Origin of the sequence: Streptomyces solincola, assembly GCF_002982015.1 — a bacterium.
GTDB classification, from domain to species: Bacteria; Actinomycetota; Actinomycetes; order Streptomycetales; family Streptomycetaceae; genus Streptomyces; species Streptomyces solincola.
The window spans coordinates 1-16,262 of record NZ_PVLV01000231.1 but is presented as its reverse complement, the minus strand read 5'-3'; the positions used below and the strand labels follow the sequence as shown (position 1 = coordinate 16,262).

Annotated in this window: 16 protein-coding genes; 5 read left to right on the top strand and 11 right to left on the bottom strand. The window is 74.8% G+C overall.

Annotated elements, in window-relative coordinates; all coding sequences use genetic code 11:
- Positions 1–1,418: PepSY-associated TM helix domain-containing protein (locus tag C6N75_RS16340; protein ID WP_407703233.1), on the top strand; the 1,418-nt coding region annotated here is incomplete at its 5' end.
- 99 nt (positions 1,419–1,517) lie between these two features.
- Here the strand turns inward: C6N75_RS16340 and C6N75_RS16335 are convergent.
- Both C6N75_RS16335 and glnII read right to left on the bottom strand, forming a co-directional pair.
- Positions 1,518–2,150 carry a winged helix-turn-helix domain-containing protein gene (locus tag C6N75_RS16335; RefSeq protein WP_105869641.1) on the bottom strand — a complete coding sequence of 211 codons (633 nt, stop codon included), beginning with the start codon at positions 2,148–2,150 and terminating at the stop codon, positions 1,518–1,520.
- 375 nt (positions 2,151–2,525) lie between these two features.
- Positions 2,526–3,557 carry a glutamine synthetase gene (gene glnII / locus C6N75_RS16325; RefSeq protein WP_105869640.1) on the bottom strand — a complete coding sequence of 344 codons (1,032 nt, stop codon included), beginning with the start codon at positions 3,555–3,557 and terminating at the stop codon, positions 2,526–2,528.
- A gap of 242 nt (positions 3,558–3,799) precedes the next feature.
- Here glnII and C6N75_RS16320 point away from each other — a divergent pair, with 242 nt between their 5' ends.
- Together C6N75_RS16320 and C6N75_RS16315 are read left to right on the top strand one after the other, a co-directional pair.
- Complete coding sequence (locus tag C6N75_RS16320; protein ID WP_105869639.1) at positions 3,800–4,717, top strand: Gfo/Idh/MocA family protein; 918 nt, start codon at positions 3,800–3,802, stop codon at positions 4,715–4,717.
- 125 nt (positions 4,718–4,842) lie between these two features.
- Positions 4,843–5,115 (top strand): hypothetical protein, encoded by a 273-nt coding sequence (locus C6N75_RS16315; protein ID WP_105869638.1) that lies wholly within the window; start codon positions 4,843–4,845, stop codon positions 5,113–5,115.
- 58 nt (positions 5,116–5,173) lie between these two features.
- Here the strand turns inward: C6N75_RS16315 and C6N75_RS16310 are convergent, their stop codons facing one another.
- From C6N75_RS16310 to glnA, 3 genes are all read right to left on the bottom strand, one after another.
- Positions 5,174–5,581, bottom strand: coding sequence for a hypothetical protein (locus tag C6N75_RS16310; RefSeq protein ID WP_181160495.1), 408 nt, complete (start codon positions 5,579–5,581; stop codon positions 5,174–5,176).
- A 13-nt stretch (positions 5,582–5,594) separates the two neighbouring features.
- On the bottom strand, positions 5,595–6,071 hold the full coding sequence (locus tag C6N75_RS16305) for an SUKH-3 domain-containing protein (RefSeq protein ID WP_407703234.1): 477 nt from the start codon (positions 6,069–6,071) through the stop codon (positions 5,595–5,597).
- A 271-nt stretch (positions 6,072–6,342) separates the two neighbouring features.
- The gene (gene glnA / locus C6N75_RS16300) at positions 6,343–7,752 is read right to left on the bottom strand and encodes a type I glutamate--ammonia ligase (RefSeq protein WP_105869635.1); all 1,410 of its coding nucleotides are present in this window, start codon (positions 7,750–7,752) and stop codon (positions 6,343–6,345) included.
- A gap of 242 nt (positions 7,753–7,994) precedes the next feature.
- On the opposite strand from glnA, the gene C6N75_RS16295 reads away from it, so the two are divergent.
- Complete coding sequence (locus tag C6N75_RS16295) at positions 7,995–8,465, top strand: RDD family protein (RefSeq protein ID WP_105869634.1); 471 nt, start codon at positions 7,995–7,997, stop codon at positions 8,463–8,465.
- Between the two features lie 90 nt (positions 8,466–8,555).
- Here the strand turns inward: C6N75_RS16295 and C6N75_RS16290 are convergent, their stop codons facing one another.
- The 4 genes from C6N75_RS16290 to lipB form a co-directional block, all read right to left on the bottom strand.
- Entirely contained in the window at positions 8,556–9,266 is a 711-nt protein-coding gene (locus C6N75_RS16290; RefSeq protein ID WP_105869633.1) for a DUF4191 domain-containing protein, read from the bottom strand.
- A 10-nt stretch (positions 9,267–9,276) separates the two neighbouring features.
- Complete coding sequence (locus C6N75_RS16285) at positions 9,277–9,570, bottom strand: SCO2195 family GlnR-regulated protein (protein ID WP_181160496.1); 294 nt, start codon at positions 9,568–9,570, stop codon at positions 9,277–9,279.
- A 347-nt stretch (positions 9,571–9,917) separates the two neighbouring features.
- Positions 9,918–10,877 carry a lipoyl synthase gene (gene lipA, locus C6N75_RS16280; RefSeq protein ID WP_105869631.1) on the bottom strand — a complete coding sequence of 320 codons (960 nt, stop codon included), beginning with the start codon at positions 10,875–10,877 and terminating at the stop codon, positions 9,918–9,920.
- 135 nt (positions 10,878–11,012) lie between these two features.
- Positions 11,013–11,873, bottom strand: coding sequence for a lipoyl(octanoyl) transferase LipB (gene lipB, locus C6N75_RS16275; RefSeq protein ID WP_105869630.1), 861 nt, complete (start codon positions 11,871–11,873; stop codon positions 11,013–11,015).
- 300 nt (positions 11,874–12,173) lie between these two features.
- On the opposite strand from lipB, the gene C6N75_RS16270 reads away from it, so the two are divergent.
- Positions 12,174–13,718 carry a regulator gene (locus tag C6N75_RS16270; RefSeq protein ID WP_105869629.1) on the top strand — a complete coding sequence of 515 codons (1,545 nt, stop codon included), beginning with the start codon at positions 12,174–12,176 and terminating at the stop codon, positions 13,716–13,718.
- A gap of 76 nt (positions 13,719–13,794) precedes the next feature.
- Here the strand turns inward: C6N75_RS16270 and C6N75_RS16265 are convergent, their stop codons facing one another.
- Entirely contained in the window at positions 13,795–15,072 is a 1,278-nt protein-coding gene (locus C6N75_RS16265; protein ID WP_105869628.1) for an NAD(P)/FAD-dependent oxidoreductase, read from the bottom strand.
- Positions 15,073–15,300: 228 nt separating this feature from the next.
- Positions 15,301–16,203: a TIGR01777 family oxidoreductase gene (locus tag C6N75_RS16260; protein ID WP_105869627.1), complete on the bottom strand. Its 903-nt coding sequence runs from the start codon at positions 16,201–16,203 to the stop codon at positions 15,301–15,303.
- Positions 16,204–16,262: the final 59 nt, after the last annotated feature.

Below are 16,262 nucleotides of genomic sequence, written 5' to 3'. Positions count from 1 at the left end.
CCCCCGCGCCCCCGCCGCCGGCCGCCGAGCCGCAGACCGACCGGCCCGCCGGCACCTGGGCGGCCCTGCGCCCGCTCCTGCTGCGGCTGCACTTCTACGCCGGCGTCCTGATAGCCCCGCTGCTGCTGGTCGCCGCCGCCAGCGGACTGCTCTACGCCCTCTCCTACCAGGCGGAGAAGGTCGTCTACCGGCACGAGCTGACCGTGCCGGCAGGCGAGCGGACCGTGCCGCTCGGCGAGCAGGTCGAGGCCGCCCGCGCCGCCCACCCCGACATCCCGGTGACCGCCGTCTGGCCTTCGCCCGAGCCGGGCGCCACCACCCGGGTGCTGATGGCCGATCCCACGCTCGCCGAGGGCGTCTCGCTCGCCGTCTTCGTCGACCCGTACACCGGCGAGGTGCGCGGCGACCTGCCGAGCTACGGCAGCAGCGGCGCCCTGCCCCTGCGCACCTGGCTCGCCCGCCTCCACGTCGACCTGCACCTCGGTGAACCCGGCCGCAACTACAGCGAGATGGCGGCGAGCTGGATGTGGGTGGTGGCCCTCGGCGGCCTCGCCCTGTGGATCGGCCGCCGCCGCACCGCGCGCCGCTCCCTCGCCGTCCCCGAGCGCGGGCTCACCGGCCGCCGCCGCACCCTGTCCTGGCACGGCACGGTCGGCCTGTGGACGGTGGCCGGGCTCGTCGTCCTCTCCGCCACCGGCCTGACCTGGTCCCGCTACGCGGGCGAGAACATCGACGCGGTCCGCTCCCAGCTCGGCGGGGCGACGCCGGCCGTCTCCGCCGCCCTGGACGGCGCGGCCCCGGCCGGCGGCGGGCACGAAGGCCACGGCGACGGACACGGAGCGGCCGCGGCCACCGGCCCGGACATCGGCATCGACCGGGCGGTAGCGGCGGCCGAGGCCGCCGGGGTGACCGGCGGCCCGATCGCGGTCACCCTCCCCGCCGAGGGCCAGGCGTACGTCGTCAAGCAGACCGACACCGCCTTCCCGGTCCATCTGGACTCGGTGGCCGTCGACCCGGCGGACGGCCGGATCACCGACGAACTCCGGTTCGGCGACTACCCGTTGCTCGCCAAGCTGACCAGGCTGGGCATCGACGCGCACATGGGCGTGCTGTTCGGGCTGCCCAACCAGCTCGCGCTGGCCGCGCTGATGACCGGGCTGATCCTGCTGATCCTGTGGGGCTACCGGATGTGGTGGCAGCGCGGACCGGTCAAGGGCCGCGCCTCGGGGCCCGGCCGCCCGGTCCGGCGCGGCGCCTGGCGGCGGCTGCCCGCGCCCCTGCTGCTCCCGCTGACCGCCGTCGCCGCGCTGACCGGCTGGTTCGTGCCGATGCTGGGCCTCAGCCTGCTGGCGTTCCTGCTGGTGGACATCGCGGTCGGGGCGCTCGCCCGCCGCCGCGGGCGCCCCGCCGCCGGCTGAGGCCGGCAGGGGGAGGGGCGCCGCCCCGGGCAGACGCCCCGGGCGGACGCCCCGCAGACACGCCCCCCAGACACGCCCCGAGGAGCAGCCCCTTTCCCCCTACGGGGTGTACTTGTAGCCGACCCGCCGCACCGTCTGGATGGTGTGGCGGTGCTCGGCGCCCAGCTTCCGCCGCAGCCGGGCGACATGGACGTCCACCGTGCGCCCGTCGCCCACGTGCCCGTACCCCCACACGGTGGTGACGAGCTGGTCCCGGGTGTGCACCCGGTGCGGGTGGGCCACCAGATGGGCCAGCAGCTCGAACTCCAGGTACGTCAGGTCCAGCACCCGCCCGTCGACGAGCGCGGTGCGGCGCTCGGCGTCGATGGCCACCGGGCCGTCGGCGGGGTCGCCGTCCGCCGGACCGGCCGCCTCCTGCCCCGCGGCCGGGACCAGGACCAGGTAGCCGACCATCGGCGGCTGGCCGGGCAGCGAGGGCACCGCTCCCGCGGGCGCCGGCAGCCAGGTGGTGCCGGGCGCCAGCAGCTCGGTGACGTCCACCGCCTCGTCCCGGCCGACGGCGCGCAGCCGCCGGCCCGGGAACGGGAGCGCGGACGGCGTCTGTGGGACGGCGGCGGCGGTCGCGGCGGCAGCCGACCCGACCGGCAGCGAACGCGTCTGCGCGGGGCCCTGAGGACGCGTCTGCGGACGGGCCTGAGGGCGGGTCTGGGGAGGGGAAAGCGTCTGGGACATCGGGGATCAGCTCTTCTCGCGGCGCGAAGGGACGAGTGGACGTCGTACGTCGTCGTGCGCGGCGGTGAGGAGCCCTGCGGTGGAGGGGCGGACCGGGAGGGCGCTCTCAGCTAGCCGGCGCGTGCGTCGCGCGGCAACAGACCCGGTCGAAGTCGTCATGCTGACGGGTAGGCCAGAACGGCATCAGGTCGCTGCGACCCGTCGCGGTGTGCTTCAAGCTGGCCATGGCCCCATTGAACCAGACGAGAGCCGCCCGGTGACCGGCCGTTCGCGAAACCGGCTTGTCCTCGCCGGTGGGCCGAAGGCCCCCGGGCACGCCGCGGAGGCGTCCGCCGCGCACCGTGCGGCGGACGCCTCCGCGGTCCCGCATGCCGCTCAGACCTGCCCGGCCTTCTCCAGCGCCGTGCAGCAGGTGTCCACCAGCAGCCTGGTGACCACGTACGGGTCGACGTTGGCGTTGGGGCGGCGGTCCTCGATGTAGCCCTTGCCGTCCTGCTCGACCTGCCAGGGGATGCGCACCGAGGCGCCGCGGTCGGAGACGCCGTAGCTGTACTCGTTCCACGGGGCGGTCTCGTGCAGCCCGGTCAGCCGGTCGTCGATGCCGGCACCGTAGTTCTTGACGTGGTCCAGCGGCTTGGAGCCCTCGCCCAGCGCCTCGCAGGCGGTGATGATCGCCTCGTAGCCCTCGCGCATCGCCCGGGTGGAGAAGTTGGTGTGCGCGCCCGCGCCGTTCCAGTCGCCCTTGACCGGCTTCGGGTCGAGCGTCGCGGAGACCTTGAAGTCCTCCGCGGTGCGGTACAGCAGCCAGCGGGCCACCCAGAGCTGGTCGGAGACCTCCAGCGGGGAGAGCGGGCCGACCTGGAACTCCCACTGGCCCGGCATGACCTCGGCGTTGATGCCGGAGATCCCGAGGCCGGCGGCGAGGCAGTTCTCCAGGTGGGCCTCCACCACGTCCCGGCCGAAGATCTCGTCGGCGCCGACGCCGCAGTAGTAGCCGCCCTGCGGGGCCGGGAAGCCGCCGGCCGGGAAGCCGAGGGGCCGCTCGCCGTCGAAGAAGGTGTACTCCTGCTCGATGCCGAAGACCGGCTCCTGGGCGGCGAAGCGGCCCGCCACCTCGGCCAGCGCCGCCCGCGTGTTGGAGGAGTGCGGCGTCATGTCCGTGTTGAGCACCTCGCACAGCACCAGCAGGTGCTCGCCGCCGCGGACCGGGTCCGGGCAGGAGAACACCGGTCGCAGCACCCGGTCCGAGGCGTGGCCCTCGGCCTGGTTGGTGCTGGAGCCGTCGAAGCCCCAGAGCGGCAGCGCCGCCACGCCGTCCACCGCACCGGCCAGGATCCTCGTCTTGGAGCGCAGCTTCGCGGTCGGCTCGGTGCCGTCGATCCAGATGTACTCGGCCTTGATGCTCACGTCGACAACCTCACTTCGCGGGTGCAGCGGTGGTGCAGCGGTGTGCGCGCAGCCTGTCAACGGCGCGTTTCCCGTCCGTTGCCCGTCGGTGAACCACGTGTTACCGGTCCCCGGGGCCGGCTGCCGGCCGCCTGCCGCATCCTCGCCGCCGCCCCGCCCCGGGGCCACCCGGGAAGCGCCGAAGCCCGCCACCCGTAGACGATTGTCGTACGAACGGTGGTACGCGATGCAGACTGGCGTCCATGCCTCACGCCACTCCCTCCCCCTCCGCTCCTCCCTCCCCGCTCCGGATCGGCCTGCTCGGCACCGGCCCCTGGGCCGGCCACACCCACGCCCCCGCGCTCGCCGCGCACCCCGGTGTCCGCTTCACCGGCGTCTGGGGGCGGCGCCCCGAGGCCGCCGCCGCCCTCGCGGCCGCCCACGGCACCCGCGCCTACGCCGACCCGGACGCGCTGATCGCCGACTGCGACGCGGTGGCCTTCGCCCTGCCGCCGGACGTGCAGGCCCCGCTCGCCGCCCGCGCCGCCGCGGCCGGCCGCCACCTGCTCCTCGACAAGCCGGTCGCCACCACCGTGGCCGCCGCCCGCGAGGTCGCCGAGGCCGCCGAGCGGGCCGGGGTGGCCTCCGTCGTCTTCTGCACCCTGCGCTTCGCCCCGGAGACCGCCGCCTGGATCGAGGAGCAGTCCGCGCGCGGCGGCTGGTACCTGGCCCAGGCGCACTGGCTCGGCTCGCTCTTCGCCGCCGGCTCCACCAGCGAGTACGCCGCCTCCCCGTGGCGCCGGGCCAAGGGCGGCGCCCTGTGGGACGTCGGCCCGCACGCCCTCTCCGTACTCCTCCCCGTCCTCGGCGAGGTCACCGACCTCTCCGCCGCCGTCACCACCCCGGACGGCGCGCACCACCTGGTCCTGCGGCACGCCTCCGGCGCGTCCGCCACGGCCACCCTGAGCCTGTCCGCCCCGCCCGCCGCCGCGCACGCCGGCCTCGAGCTGTTCGGCGAGCACGGCCGCGCCGCCCTGCCGTCCTGGCAGGGCGCCGGCCCCGCCCTGCACGCCGCCCTGGACGCCCTCCTCGCCGCCGTCCGCCACGACCGCCCCCACCCCTGCGACGCCCGCTTCGGCCTCCGTCTCACCGAACTCCTCGCCGCCGCCGGAACCCCCTGACCGCACCTGTCCCACCCGCCCCAAACCCCGTCCCCCCAGGGCGAATTGTCAGTGCCCGGCGGTAGAATGGAGACACATCGCAGGGCCCGGGGGAGGGCCCCGCACCGCGTACCAGGAGGTCGCCGATGGCCGTAGCCACCCTCACGACCCTGCCCGCAGCCCGCGTCGAGCCGCCCGCCAGGAAACCCCTGCCCGCCGGCCTGCCGCGCGAGTGGTACATCACCCACAACCGCCGCCTCAAGGCCATGCGCCTGGCCATCGCCCTGCTCGACTCGGGCGTCTACCACCCCGCCGCCGCCGACGACGCCACCATCCACGCCGTCGCCGCCCGCATCGGCGTCCACCCCCCGTCCCCCACCACCTGCCGCCTCGTCCGCACCCTCATCTACACCGGCTGACCCGGAGGCCGGCCCGCCGCCCCCGTCCGCGCCCCACCGGCGCGCGGGGGCGGACCCGTCAGGTGGCGGACCGGGCGACCCGCGGCTCCGGCTGCTCGGCGGCGCCACTCGCGTAACCGGTCAGCTCCCGTACGCACTGCCGGACCGCCTCCCACGGCCGCCCGAGCACTGCCCCGGCGCCGACCCGCAGGGAAAGCTCCGCCGCCGCCGGAGCCGCCGCCGCATGCCCGACCCGGACGGTGCAGCCGACCGAGGAGTACGGAGCGGGGGTGCCCTCCGGGGCGGTGACCCCCAAGGTGACGGCACACCCCTCCAGCACGGCCCGCTCGGACACGGCGAGCTCGCGGCGGTCGGCGGGCAACGCCTCGAGGAAGGCCCGCACCGCCGGATGCAGCCGGGGGCTCTCGTCCCCGGTCAGGTGGGTATGGCTGACCACCGTCCCCCGCACGAGGAGGAAGGCGACCACACCCGGGACCGCGTCAGACGAAGTAGTCCTCCGCGTCTTCCTGATCACCGGTCATCAGGCTGGACAGGGCCTGGACCTCGTCACTTCCGAGAAAGTAGGGCCAGGTGTGGTGCAGGTAGAAGAAGCGCCCCGTGTCGTCCAGCAGGACGATGCCGTTCTCGGACGTCTCCCAGCCCACCGGGAAGAGCCGGCGTCCCAGGCCGCGCGCCAGTTCGGCGATCTCCTCCGCGTCCCCGTCGTAGCCGAACGTCGGATCGGCCCGGAACCGCCGCTCCGGGGCCAACGGCATGGGGAACTCCAGTCCGACGTAGGACGCGACGAAACGATGCGCCTCCTCCCACGGCTCCAGGGCGGCGCCCTGGTCCGCGGAGCGGCGGACGCGGGCGGTGATCAGCCGGTCCGCCTTGTCCCTGTTTCCGCTCTCGTCCTCTCGCCCGGGATGCCAGCCGTTCGCTCGCAGCCACGCGTCGAGCTCATCGAACTCCCGCAGCGCGGTCGCCATGTCGCGGTACGCGTCCTCGTCGACGTTCGGCCAGCCCACGCCCACGACGTCCAGCATGGTGTCGACGCCTTCGGGAATCGTGTAACCCATGATGCGCCCCCGTCATCGATCCTCGATCAGGAAAGATCTTCGGCGAGGATGTCACGGCGAGGTCTTGTCGGCCAACCGGCCTGTGCGCGGCCGGCCAAGGGCGAAGCCCCCCGCTCCGGTGGAGCGGGGGGCTTCGTCGGTGCGGGCGGGCGGCGGGCCCGCGGGCGGCCTAGAGGTCGAAGTACAGCTCGAACTCGTGCGGGTGCGGGCGGAGCTGGATCGGGGCGATCTCGTGGGTGCGCTTGTAGTCGATCCAGGTCTCGATCAGGTCGGAGGTGAAGACGCCACCGGCCTGGAGGTACTCGTTGTCCTGCTCCAGCGCGTCGAGGACGGCGGGCAGGGAGGTCGGGACCTGGGGGACGCCCGCGTGCTCCTCGGGGGCCAGCTCGTAGAGGTCCTTGTCGATCGGCTCGGCCGGCTCGATCTTGTTCTTGATGCCGTCCAGGCCCGCGAGGAGGAGGGCCGAGAAGGCCAGGTACGGGTTGGAGGACGGGTCCGGGGCGCGGAACTCGACGCGCTTGGCCTTCGGGTTGGAGCCGGTGATCGGGATGCGCATCGCGGCGGAGCGGTTGCGCTGCGAGTACACCAGGTTGACCGGGGCCTCGAAGCCCGGCACCAGGCGGTGGTAGGAGTTCACCGTCGGGTTGGTGAAGGCCAGCAACGACGGGGCGTGCTTGAGGATGCCGCCGATGTAGTAGCGGGCGGTGTCCGAGAGGCCCGCGTAGCCCTGCTCGTCGTAGAAGAGCGGCTCGCCGCCGGTCCACAGGGACTGGTGGACGTGCATGCCGGAGCCGTTGTCGCCGAAGATCGGCTTGGGCATGAAGGTCGCGGTCTTGCCGTTGCGCCAGGCGACGTTCTTCACGATGTACTTGAAGAGCATCAGGTCGTCGGCCGCGGCCAGCAGCGTGTTGAACTTGTAGTTGATCTCGGCCTGGCCGGCGGTGCCGACCTCGTGGTGCTGGCGCTCGACCTGCAGGCCGACCCGCTCCAGCTCCAGGGAGATCTCCGACCGCAGGTCGGCGAAGTGGTCGACCGGCGGGGCCGGGAAGTAGCCGCCCTTGTAGCGGACCTTGTAGCCGCGGTTGTCCTCGACCTTGCCGGTGTTCCAGGCGCCGGCCTCGGAGTCGATGTGGTAGAAGCCCTCGTTCGCGGCGGTGCTGAAGCGCACCGAGTCGAAGACGTAGAACTCCGCCTCGGGACCGAAGAACGCGGTGTCCGCGATGCCGGTGGAGGCCAGGTACGCCTCCGCCTTCTTGGCGATGTTGCGCGGGTCGCGGCTGTACTGCTCGCCCGTGATCGGGTCGTGGATGAAGAAGTTGATGTTCAGCGTCTTGTCACGGCGGAACGGGTCCACGCGGGCCGTCGAGAGGTCGGCGCGCAGGGCCATGTCGGACTCGTGGATCGCCTGGAAGCCGCGGATCGACGAGCCGTCGAAGGCCAGCTCCTCGGCCGGGTCGAACGCCGTGGCCGGAATCGTGAAGTGCTGCATCACGCCGGGAAGGTCGCAGAAGCGGACGTCGATCATCTTGACGTCGTTGTCCGCGATGTACTTCTTGACGTCGTCGGCGTTCTGGAACATCCAACTCCTCCTACTCCCGCCCAGGGGAGGGCGGGGTTGCAGCTCGGTCGTGCGGCCAGTGCGGTGGCACACGCTCATCCCGACCTTAGGGACGCGGCATTTCTCAAGCATGACCCATTTGTTTCGCTCAAGTTAACCGGAGCGGGCCCCGCCGTGCCCGCCGGCGCCCCCTGCCCCGCCCCGCCCGGTCCCGCGCCGACCCGGGCGGAAGTGATCGAAAGCGGGCGCAGTACCGTGGTCGGGTGGACAACAGGCAAGCAATCGGATCGTGGCTCTCCGGGCCGCGTGCGGCCGCCGAGGAGATGGGCGCCGACTTCGGCTACCGGGGTGAGCGGCTCGGCCTCCCCGAGCACGGCCCCGGCTCCCTCGCGCCGCTGGGCCGCCGGTTCGGCGCCCTCTTCGTCGACTGGGCCCTGTGCCTGCTGATCGCCTACGGCCTCATCGCCCGCGGTGACGGCTCCACCGCGGCCGGCAACTGGGCCGTGGTGGTGCTGTTCGTGCTGAACGTGCTCACCGTCGGCACCGTCGGCTGCACCCCCGGCAAGCGGCTGCTCGGCCTGCGGGTGATCTCCGTGGACGGCACGCGGCTGGGCGCCGGCCGCGCGGTGCTGCGCAGCGCCCTGCTCTGCCTGGCCCTGCCCGCGCTGGTCTGGGACCGGGACGGGCGCGGACTGCACGACCGGGCCGGCCGCGCGATCCAGGTGCGGGGATGACGGCGGACGGCTGAGCGGACGACGTACGGCGGAGGGCGCCCGATCCGGGATCGGGCGCCCTCCGCCGTACCGCCGCCGGTGCGGACGCGGTCAGCGCGTCCGGCCGCCGCGCGGCATGCGCATGCCCTTGGGCATGGGGCCCTTCGGCAGCGGCATGTTGCTCATCAGGTCGCCCATGGCGCGCAGCCGGTCGTTGGTGGCGGTCACCTGGGGGCCGGCGAGCACCCGGGGCAGCTTCAGCAGGGTGGTGCGCACCTTCTTCAGCGGCACCTGGCCCTCGCCGTCGCCGACGATGAAGTCGTGCACGGGCACGTCCACCACGATGCGGGCCATCCGCTTCTTCTCGGCGGACAGCAGGGTGCGCAGCCGGTTCGGGTTGCCCTCGGCGACCAGCACGATGCCGGCCTTGCCGACGGCCCGGTGGACCACGTCCTGGTTGCGGTTCATCGCCACCGCCGGGGTGGTGGTCCAGCCGCGGCCGATGTTCTGGAGCACCGCGGCCGCCGCGCCGGGCTGGCCCTCCATCTGCCCGAAGGCGGCCCGCTCGGCGCGGCGCCCGAAGACGATCGCCATGGCCAGGAAGGCCAGCAGGAAGCCCAGGATGCCCAGATAGACGGGGTGCCCGATCAGGAACCCGATCGCGAGGAGGACGCCGAAGACGACGACTCCCACGCCCGCGACGACGAGACCGACCTTCGGGTCGGCCTTGCGGGTCATCTTGTACGTCAGAGCGATCTGCTTGAGTCGCCCGGGGTTCGCGGTCGCGTCAGCGCCGCTCTCCGCTTGTGCCTTCCTCGCCATGCTGTGAAGTTTACGTGGCGCGCGGCGTCCGGTCCGAGGCGGCCTCGAGAACATCCTGGGCCGCCACCCGGTCCGCCGCCCGGCGGCGGTCCTCCAGCACGGAGGTCCAGGCGTTGCGCCGGGCGGTGCGCTGCCCGGCGCCCAGCAGCAGCGCCTCGACGGCCCGCAGGGCGCCGGTGACGGTGACGGACGGGAAGGGCGCGGCGGCGACGGTCCGCCCGGGCGCGCCCGGGTGCGCGGCGCTCCCGGCCTCGTGGAGATGGCGGACGCGGGAACGGCCGGGCGCGGGGGTCGGGGCCTGCATGGGGAGAGCCTCCCAGGGGCGCGGGCTGGAGCGGGTCCAGCGGGCGGGCGGAGCCGGCGCGGTCACCGGCGGGTGCGGAAGCGCGAGCGGGGCGCGGTGCCGGTCCGCGACGACCCTGTGCGCGGAGCGTGCGACCATCGTCACTGAACGGTGTTACCAGGGCGTGACCGGGCGGTCAAACGCGGGTGACGGAACGGTTCACCCGGTGCGGCGGGGCGGAAACGGCGACGCGGCCCGCGCACCGCCCCTGCCTGGGGAGCTGCGCGGGCCGCGTCGTCGCGGGTCTTGACGCCCTCTGGTCCGCTGTGTGGCGATTCACACCGCCGCGCGGGGGCGGGAGGGGTGGCTCAGGCGGCGTCGGCGGCCTGGCTGCGGGCCTCCATCGCCTGCTGGAACAGCCGGCCGGCCCGGTAGGAGGAGCGGACCAGCGGGCCCGACATCACACCGGAGTAGCCGATGGCGTCGGCCTCGTCCTTCAGCTCGACGAACTCCTGCGGCTTGACCCAGCGCTCCACCGGGTGGTGGCGCACCGAGGGGCGCAGGTACTGGGTGATGGTGATCAGCTCGCAGCCCGCCTCGTGCAGGTGGCGCAGCGCCTCGCTGACCTCCTCGCGGGTCTCGCCCATGCCGAGGATCAGGTTGGACTTGGTGACCAGGCCGGCCTCGCGGGCCCGGGTGATGACCTCCAGCGACCGCTCGTAGCGGAAGCCGGGGCGGATCCGCTTGAAGATCCGCGGCACCGTCTCGACGTTGTGCGCCAGCACCTCGGGGCGGGCCGAGAAGACCTCGGCGAGCTGCTCGGGCACCGCGTTGAAGTCGGGGATCAGCAGCTCGACCTTGGTGTGGCCGCCCTCGCGCTCGGCGGTCATGGCGTGGATCTGCCGCACGGTCTCCGCGTACAGCCAGGCCCCGCCGTCCTCCAGGTCGTCGCGGGCGACGCCGGTGATGGTGGCGTAGTTGAGGTCCATGGTGACGACCGACTCGCCGACCCGGCGCGGCTCGTCGCGGTCCAGGGCCTGCGGCTTGCCGGTGTCGATCTGGCAGAAGTCGCAGCGGCGGGTGCACTGGTCACCGCCGATGAGGAAGGTCGCCTCGCGGTCCTCCCAGCATTCGAAGATGTTGGGACAGCCCGCCTCCTGGCAGACCGTGTGCAGGCCCTCGCTCTTGACGAGCTTCTGGAGCTGGTTGTACTCAGGGCCCATCTTCGCCCGGGTCTTGATCCACTCGGGCTTGCGCTCGATGGGGGTCTGGCTGTTCCGGACCTCCAGGCGCAGCATCTTGCGTCCGTCGGGTGCGACTGCGGACACGGCTGGCTCCTACGGCTTCGATTCCTCGGCGAACACCAGGGTACGCCCGATAAAAATATGGTCCTGGGGAGGGCAACGGGGACGGGGCGGGGAGCATTCCCCCGGCCGGGCCCGCCGCCGGCCCGCAGGAGACCGCTAAGCGGGCGCGGCCACCGGGCTCCCCGGGGCGGCCGTGGCTCCGTCGGCCGCCGGGACCCCGCCCGCGGCCGGGCGCTCGACCTCGCGCGGCTTCAGCTCGGCGCTCTCCAGCACCTCGCGCAGACGGCGCTCCACCACCGGCAGCACCTCGGCCATCGGCACGTCCCGGCCCAGCTCGTTCGCCAGCGAGGTGACGCCGGCGTCGCGGATGCCGCAGGGCACGATCCGGTCGAACCAGGTGTTGTCCGGGTTCACGTTCAGCGCGAAGCCGTGCATGGTGACGCCCTTGGCGACCCGGATGCCGATGGCGGCCAGCTTGCGGTCCTCGCGGCGCTGACCGGCGTTGGAGGGGGCGTACTCGGGGCCGTTGAGCCGCGGGTCGAACTCCTCGTCCGCGAGGCGCGGGTCGAAGTCCAGGGAGAGGCCGCCGAGCGCGGGCCGGTCCGCCACCGGATCGCCCAGCACCCACACACCGCTGCGGCCCTCGACCCGGGTGGTCGCCACGCCGAAGTCGGCGGCGGCGCGGATCAGCGCCTCCTCCAGGCGGCGGACGTGGGCGACCACGTCGACCGGGCGGGGCAGCTTCATGATCGGGTAGCCGACGAGCTGGCCGGGGCCGTGCCAGGTGATCTTGCCGCCGCGGTCCACGTCCACCACCGGCGTGCCGTCCAGGGGGCGCTCGCTGTCCAGGGTGCGCCGGCCGGCGGTGTAGACGGGCGGGTGCTCCAGCAGCAGGCAGGTGTCGGGCGCCTCGTCGGCGAAGCGGGCGGCGTGCACCTCGCGCTGGAGGTCCCACGCCCGCTGGTACTCGACGGCCTGTGCGCCGAAGCCCACCTGGACGAATCGCAGCTCACTCACGGCAACGCCTCCCTACGAACGTGCGGCAGCGCCTGTCGGCACGTGCAGCGTGCACTCATCGCGCCCCGTGCCACTGTACGGCCGTCTGGCGGCGGCCGGAGCGGCAGGTGGACGCGGCTCCCGGACCACCGGAGCGCCGCCGGGGCCCGTCAGCGGCGTCCTCAATCCTCACACGATCGGATGAATGCGGGGCGAAGGTGGCGGTGGGCGCTTCGGCGGCGGTTAAGTTCGCGCCGTTCCAGGGGGTCCGCGACCCCGCCGGGAAGGCACAGCACGGCAAGTCAGGAGAGCGCACCGCCGATGACGGACCGACCCCCGCAGCGCACCCCCAACCGCCGGCTCGCCGCCCTCATCGCGGAGGCCGGCTTCTCGCACGCGGGACTGGCGAGACGGGTCGACCAGCTCGGACTCGAACACGGTCTCGACCTGCGCTACGACAAGACCTCCGTCACCCGCTGGCTGCGCGGCCAGCAGCCGAGGGGCACCACCCCGGCCCTCATCGCCGAGGTGTTCACCCGACGCCTCGGCCGCCGCCTCACCGCCCAGGACCTGGGCCTGGACGCCTGCGCCCCGGTCTACGCGGGGCTGGAGTTCGCCGCCACCCCGGAGGAGGCCGTCGACATCGTCAGCGGCCTGTGGCGCAAGGACTCCGGCAGCCACGCCGAACTCCGCAAGATCGCCTTCACCCCGGCCGGACTGGTGGTGCCCAGCCGCGACTGGCTGATCGGCCGCGCCGACGAGCGGGTCGGCCGCATCGAGCCCCCGCCGCCCGGCCACCCCGTCCGGGTGCCGTCCCAGGGCGGCCCGCAGGAGACCAGGACCGCCGCCCCGTCCGCCGCCTTACCGGCCGCCTACGCCACCGCGGAGGCGGGCCGGCCCTCCGCCGCGGCCGCCGCCCGGTACGCGCTGCCCCGCCCGCGCTCCACCGACCGCGGCCCGGGCCAGCGGGTCACCGCCGGGGACGTCGGGGCGCTGCGGTCGGTCGGCGAGCTGTTCCGCTCCCTGGACCACGCCTACGGCGGCGGCCACGCCCGCCAGGCCCTGGTCCGCTACCTGGAGCACGAGGCCGAGCCGATGCTGCGCGGGGTGTACGGGGAGACCACCGGCCGACGGCTGTTCGGCGCGGTGGCCGACCTGACCCGGCTGGCCGGCTGGACCTCGTACGACATCGCCGCGCACGGGCTCGCCCAGCGCTACTTCGTGCAGGCGCTGCGGCTCGCCCAGGCCGCCGGCGACCGCGCCTACGGCTCGTACGTGCTGGTCACCATGAGCCGGCAGGCCGTCTACCTCGGCCACGGGCGGGAGGCGGTCCAGTTGGCGCGGGTCGCCCAGCAGGGCGTCGGCCCGGCCGCGCCGCCGGCCGTCGGGGCGCTGCTGCACGCCGCCGAGGCCCGCGGGCACGCCGTCCTCGGCGACGTCCGCTCCTGCACCGCCTCGCTCACCCGCGCCGAACGCGCCCTGGACACCGCCCGCCCCGGCGACGACACCCCGCACTGGGGCCGCGCCTTCGACGAGGCCCAGCTCGCCGCCGACTCCGCGCACTGCCACCGCGACCTGCACCAGTACCGGCCCGCCGCCCAGCACGCCGAACGCGCCCTGCAACTGCGCGCCCCGGCGTTCGCCCGCAGCCGGCTGTTCAGCCGCGTGGTGCTGGCCACCGCCCGGCTCGGCCTCGGCGAACTGGACCACGCCTGCGCCCTGGGCGCGGAGGCCGCCCAGCAGGCCGCCGAGATGCGTTCGGCCCGCGCCGCCGAATACGTCCGCGACTTCGAACGCCGCCTGGAGCCCTACCGCGACGCCGCCGCTGTCCGCACCTACCGCGACCGCGTCGGCGCCTTGGGGTAGCCCCGCACACGGGGCCACGGGGATTGGAGACCCGGGCCGGGCCGGGCGCACGCCTCCGGCTCGGCCCGGGTGGTCGTCAGGCCGCCGCCGGCAGGGGGAGGGGGCCGGCGGCGGGCAGTGGGACGCCCAGGTCGCGCAGGACCGCGTCGGCGGCGCGCAGGCCGGAGGCGTACGCCCCCTGCGCCCCCGGCGCGCCCCGGTGGTCGCCGCAGACGTAGAGCCCGGCCAGCAGCCGCACCGGGCGGTCGGCGTCGTGCGGGGCGGGCGTCGCCGGCACGGCCTCCGGGTCGTGGTGGACGTCCAGCAGCTCCCAGTCGCCGGTGTCCACCCCGTACAGCGCGGACAACTGCCGGCGCACCCGCTCGTCGAGGCGGTCCGGCAGGGCGCCGGACACCACCGTGGAGACCAGGGACCGGCCCTCGGGCGCCCGGGCCGGGTCCACCTCGCTCATGACCGCCGACCAGTCGGCCGGGCCCCGCCGGTCCGCGTCCAGCACCGGCCACGCCCCGGCCGGCGGCGGTCCGGGCACCGCGTGGTGCAGCACCGTCAGCGGCCGGAAGTCCGGCACCCGCAGCCCGGGCAGCAGCTCGGCCGCGGCCCGCGCCCCGGTCGCCACCACCAGCGCCCGGCACTCCAGCTCGCCGTGCCCGGCCGTCACCACCCGGTTCACCGAGGCGTCCTTGACCTGCACGTCGGTGTGCAGCACGCCGGCGGGCAGGGCGCCCGCCAGTCGTGCGGGCAGGGCCGCCGCGCCGCCCTCGGGCACGCACAGCCGGCCGCGCGCGTAGTCCCGCAGGGCCAGGTCCGCCAGGCGGCTGGAGGTGGACAGCTCCGGATCGCCCAGGAGCGCGCGGAGCAGCGGGCGGACGAAGCGGTGCACCGTGCGGGCCGGCAGGCCCCGGACCGACAGCGCCCGCCCCGCGGACCGCTCCGGGCGAACCGCCAGCCTCTCGTCGGGGGTCTGCGCCAGCCTGGCCAGCGCCGCGCCCAGCCTCGCCTGGTCCAGGCTCCGCGGCACCTCGGCCAGCGCCCGGGGCCGGCTCAGCGCGGCGGCCGGCGACACCCCCGGCACGCCGGTGCGGTGCAGCCTGCCGTCCGCCCGGACCAGCACGCCGGGCTGGAACAGGCGCAGCGGGACGCCGTCCAGCACCCGGTGGGCGGTGCTCAGCGGCAGCCCGGCCCGGTCCAGCAGGAAGCCGTCCACCTCCTCGGTGGCCATCCGCCCGCCCGGCACGCCGGCGGCCTCCAGCACGGTGACGGCCACCCCCGCCCCGGCCAGCCTGCGGGCCGCGGTCAGCCCCGCGATCCCGGCTCCGACGATGACGACGTCCGCGTGGCGTCCGGTAGTGAACACGGGTCCCTCCCCGGGGTGGCGGTTCGGTGCGTGGAGGCGCGTGCCCGGCCGCGGGCGACCGCAGACGCGGAACGCATGCGGGATCTGCGCGGGATGTACGCGGGTTCGGTGACCGAGCGTACGAGCGCGGGCCACCGCCCGGGGCCGCGCGCGGACCGGAGCACCGGAGCAAGAGGGGTCGCACACCCGCGCGAAAAGGGCGCGGCGGGGGCGGACGGCGGGAGGGGGCTACCGCACCGAGGCGATGGCCTCGTCGACGGTGGGGAAGGCGAACCGGAACCCCGACTCCAGCAACCGCGCCGGCACCACCCGCTGGCTGCTCAGCACGTCCTCCGCGAAGTCGCCGAGCGCCACCTTCAGCGCGGCCGCCGGCACCGGGAACGGGGTGGGGCGGCGCAGCGCCCGGCCCATCGCGGCGGTGACCTCGCGGTTGGTCACCGGCTCCGGCGCGGTGAGGTTCACCGGCCCGGTCAGCGACTCGGTGTCCAGGATGTGCCGCAGCGCCGCGACCTCGTCATGCAGCGCGATGAAGCTCCAGAACTGCGCACCGGAGCCGATCCGGCCGCCGAGCCCGGCCTTGAAGATCGGGAACAGCCGCCCCCACGCGCCGCCCTGACGGGACACCACCAGGCCGGTACGGGCGTGGGCGACCCGCACGCCGGCCGCCACCGCCGCTCCGGCGGCCGCCTCCCACTCCACGCACACCGACGGCAGGAAACCGCGCCCGGCCGGAGCGGACTCGTCCACCGGGCGGTCGCCGGTGTCCCCGTAGTAGCCGATCGCGCTGCCGCACAGCAGCACCTTCGGCGGAGTGTCCAGCGCGGCGACCGCCTCCGCGACGGCGGTCGTGCCGAGCACCCGGCTGTCCCGGATCTCCTTCTTGTACGCGGCGGTCCAGCGGCGGTCGCCGACCCCGGCGCCCGCCAGGTGGACCACCGCGTCGCAGCCCGCCAGCCCGGCGCCGTCCACGTACCGCCGCTTGGGGTCCCACTCCACCTCGTCGCCCGACCGGGCGGGGCGGCGGACCAGCCGCACCACCTCGTGCCCGTCGGCGCGCAGGGAACGGACCAGGGCGGCCCCGATGAGCCCGGAGGCGCCGGTGACCGCGATACGGGAAGGGGAGTGATTCATGGGGTCATCCTGCCCGCGTGCGACAGTGGCGCACATGACGACCCCGGACTTCCCCCCGC

Bases quoted from the DNA above. Each gene is read 5' to 3' on its own strand.
- C6N75_RS16335 (WP_105869641.1), bottom strand. From the start codon at position 2,150: ATGTCCCAGACGCTTTCCCCTCCCCAGACCCGCCCTCAGGCCCGTCCG.
- C6N75_RS16320 (WP_105869639.1), top strand. From the start codon at position 3,800: ATGCCTCACGCCACTCCCTCCCCCTCCGCTCCTCCCTCCCCGCTCCGG.
- C6N75_RS16315 (WP_105869638.1), top strand. From the start codon at position 4,843: ATGGCCGTAGCCACCCTCACGACCCTGCCCGCAGCCCGCGTCGAGCCG.
- glnA (WP_105869635.1), bottom strand. From the start codon at position 7,752: ATGTTCCAGAACGCCGACGACGTCAAGAAGTACATCGCGGACAACGAC.
- C6N75_RS16290 (WP_105869633.1), bottom strand. From the start codon at position 9,266: ATGGCGAGGAAGGCACAAGCGGAGAGCGGCGCTGACGCGACCGCGAAC.
- C6N75_RS16285 (WP_181160496.1), bottom strand. From the start codon at position 9,570: ATGCAGGCCCCGACCCCCGCGCCCGGCCGTTCCCGCGTCCGCCATCTC.
- C6N75_RS16270 (WP_105869629.1), top strand. From the start codon at position 12,174: ATGACGGACCGACCCCCGCAGCGCACCCCCAACCGCCGGCTCGCCGCC.
- C6N75_RS16260 (WP_105869627.1), bottom strand. From the start codon at position 16,203: ATGAATCACTCCCCTTCCCGTATCGCGGTCACCGGCGCCTCCGGGCTC.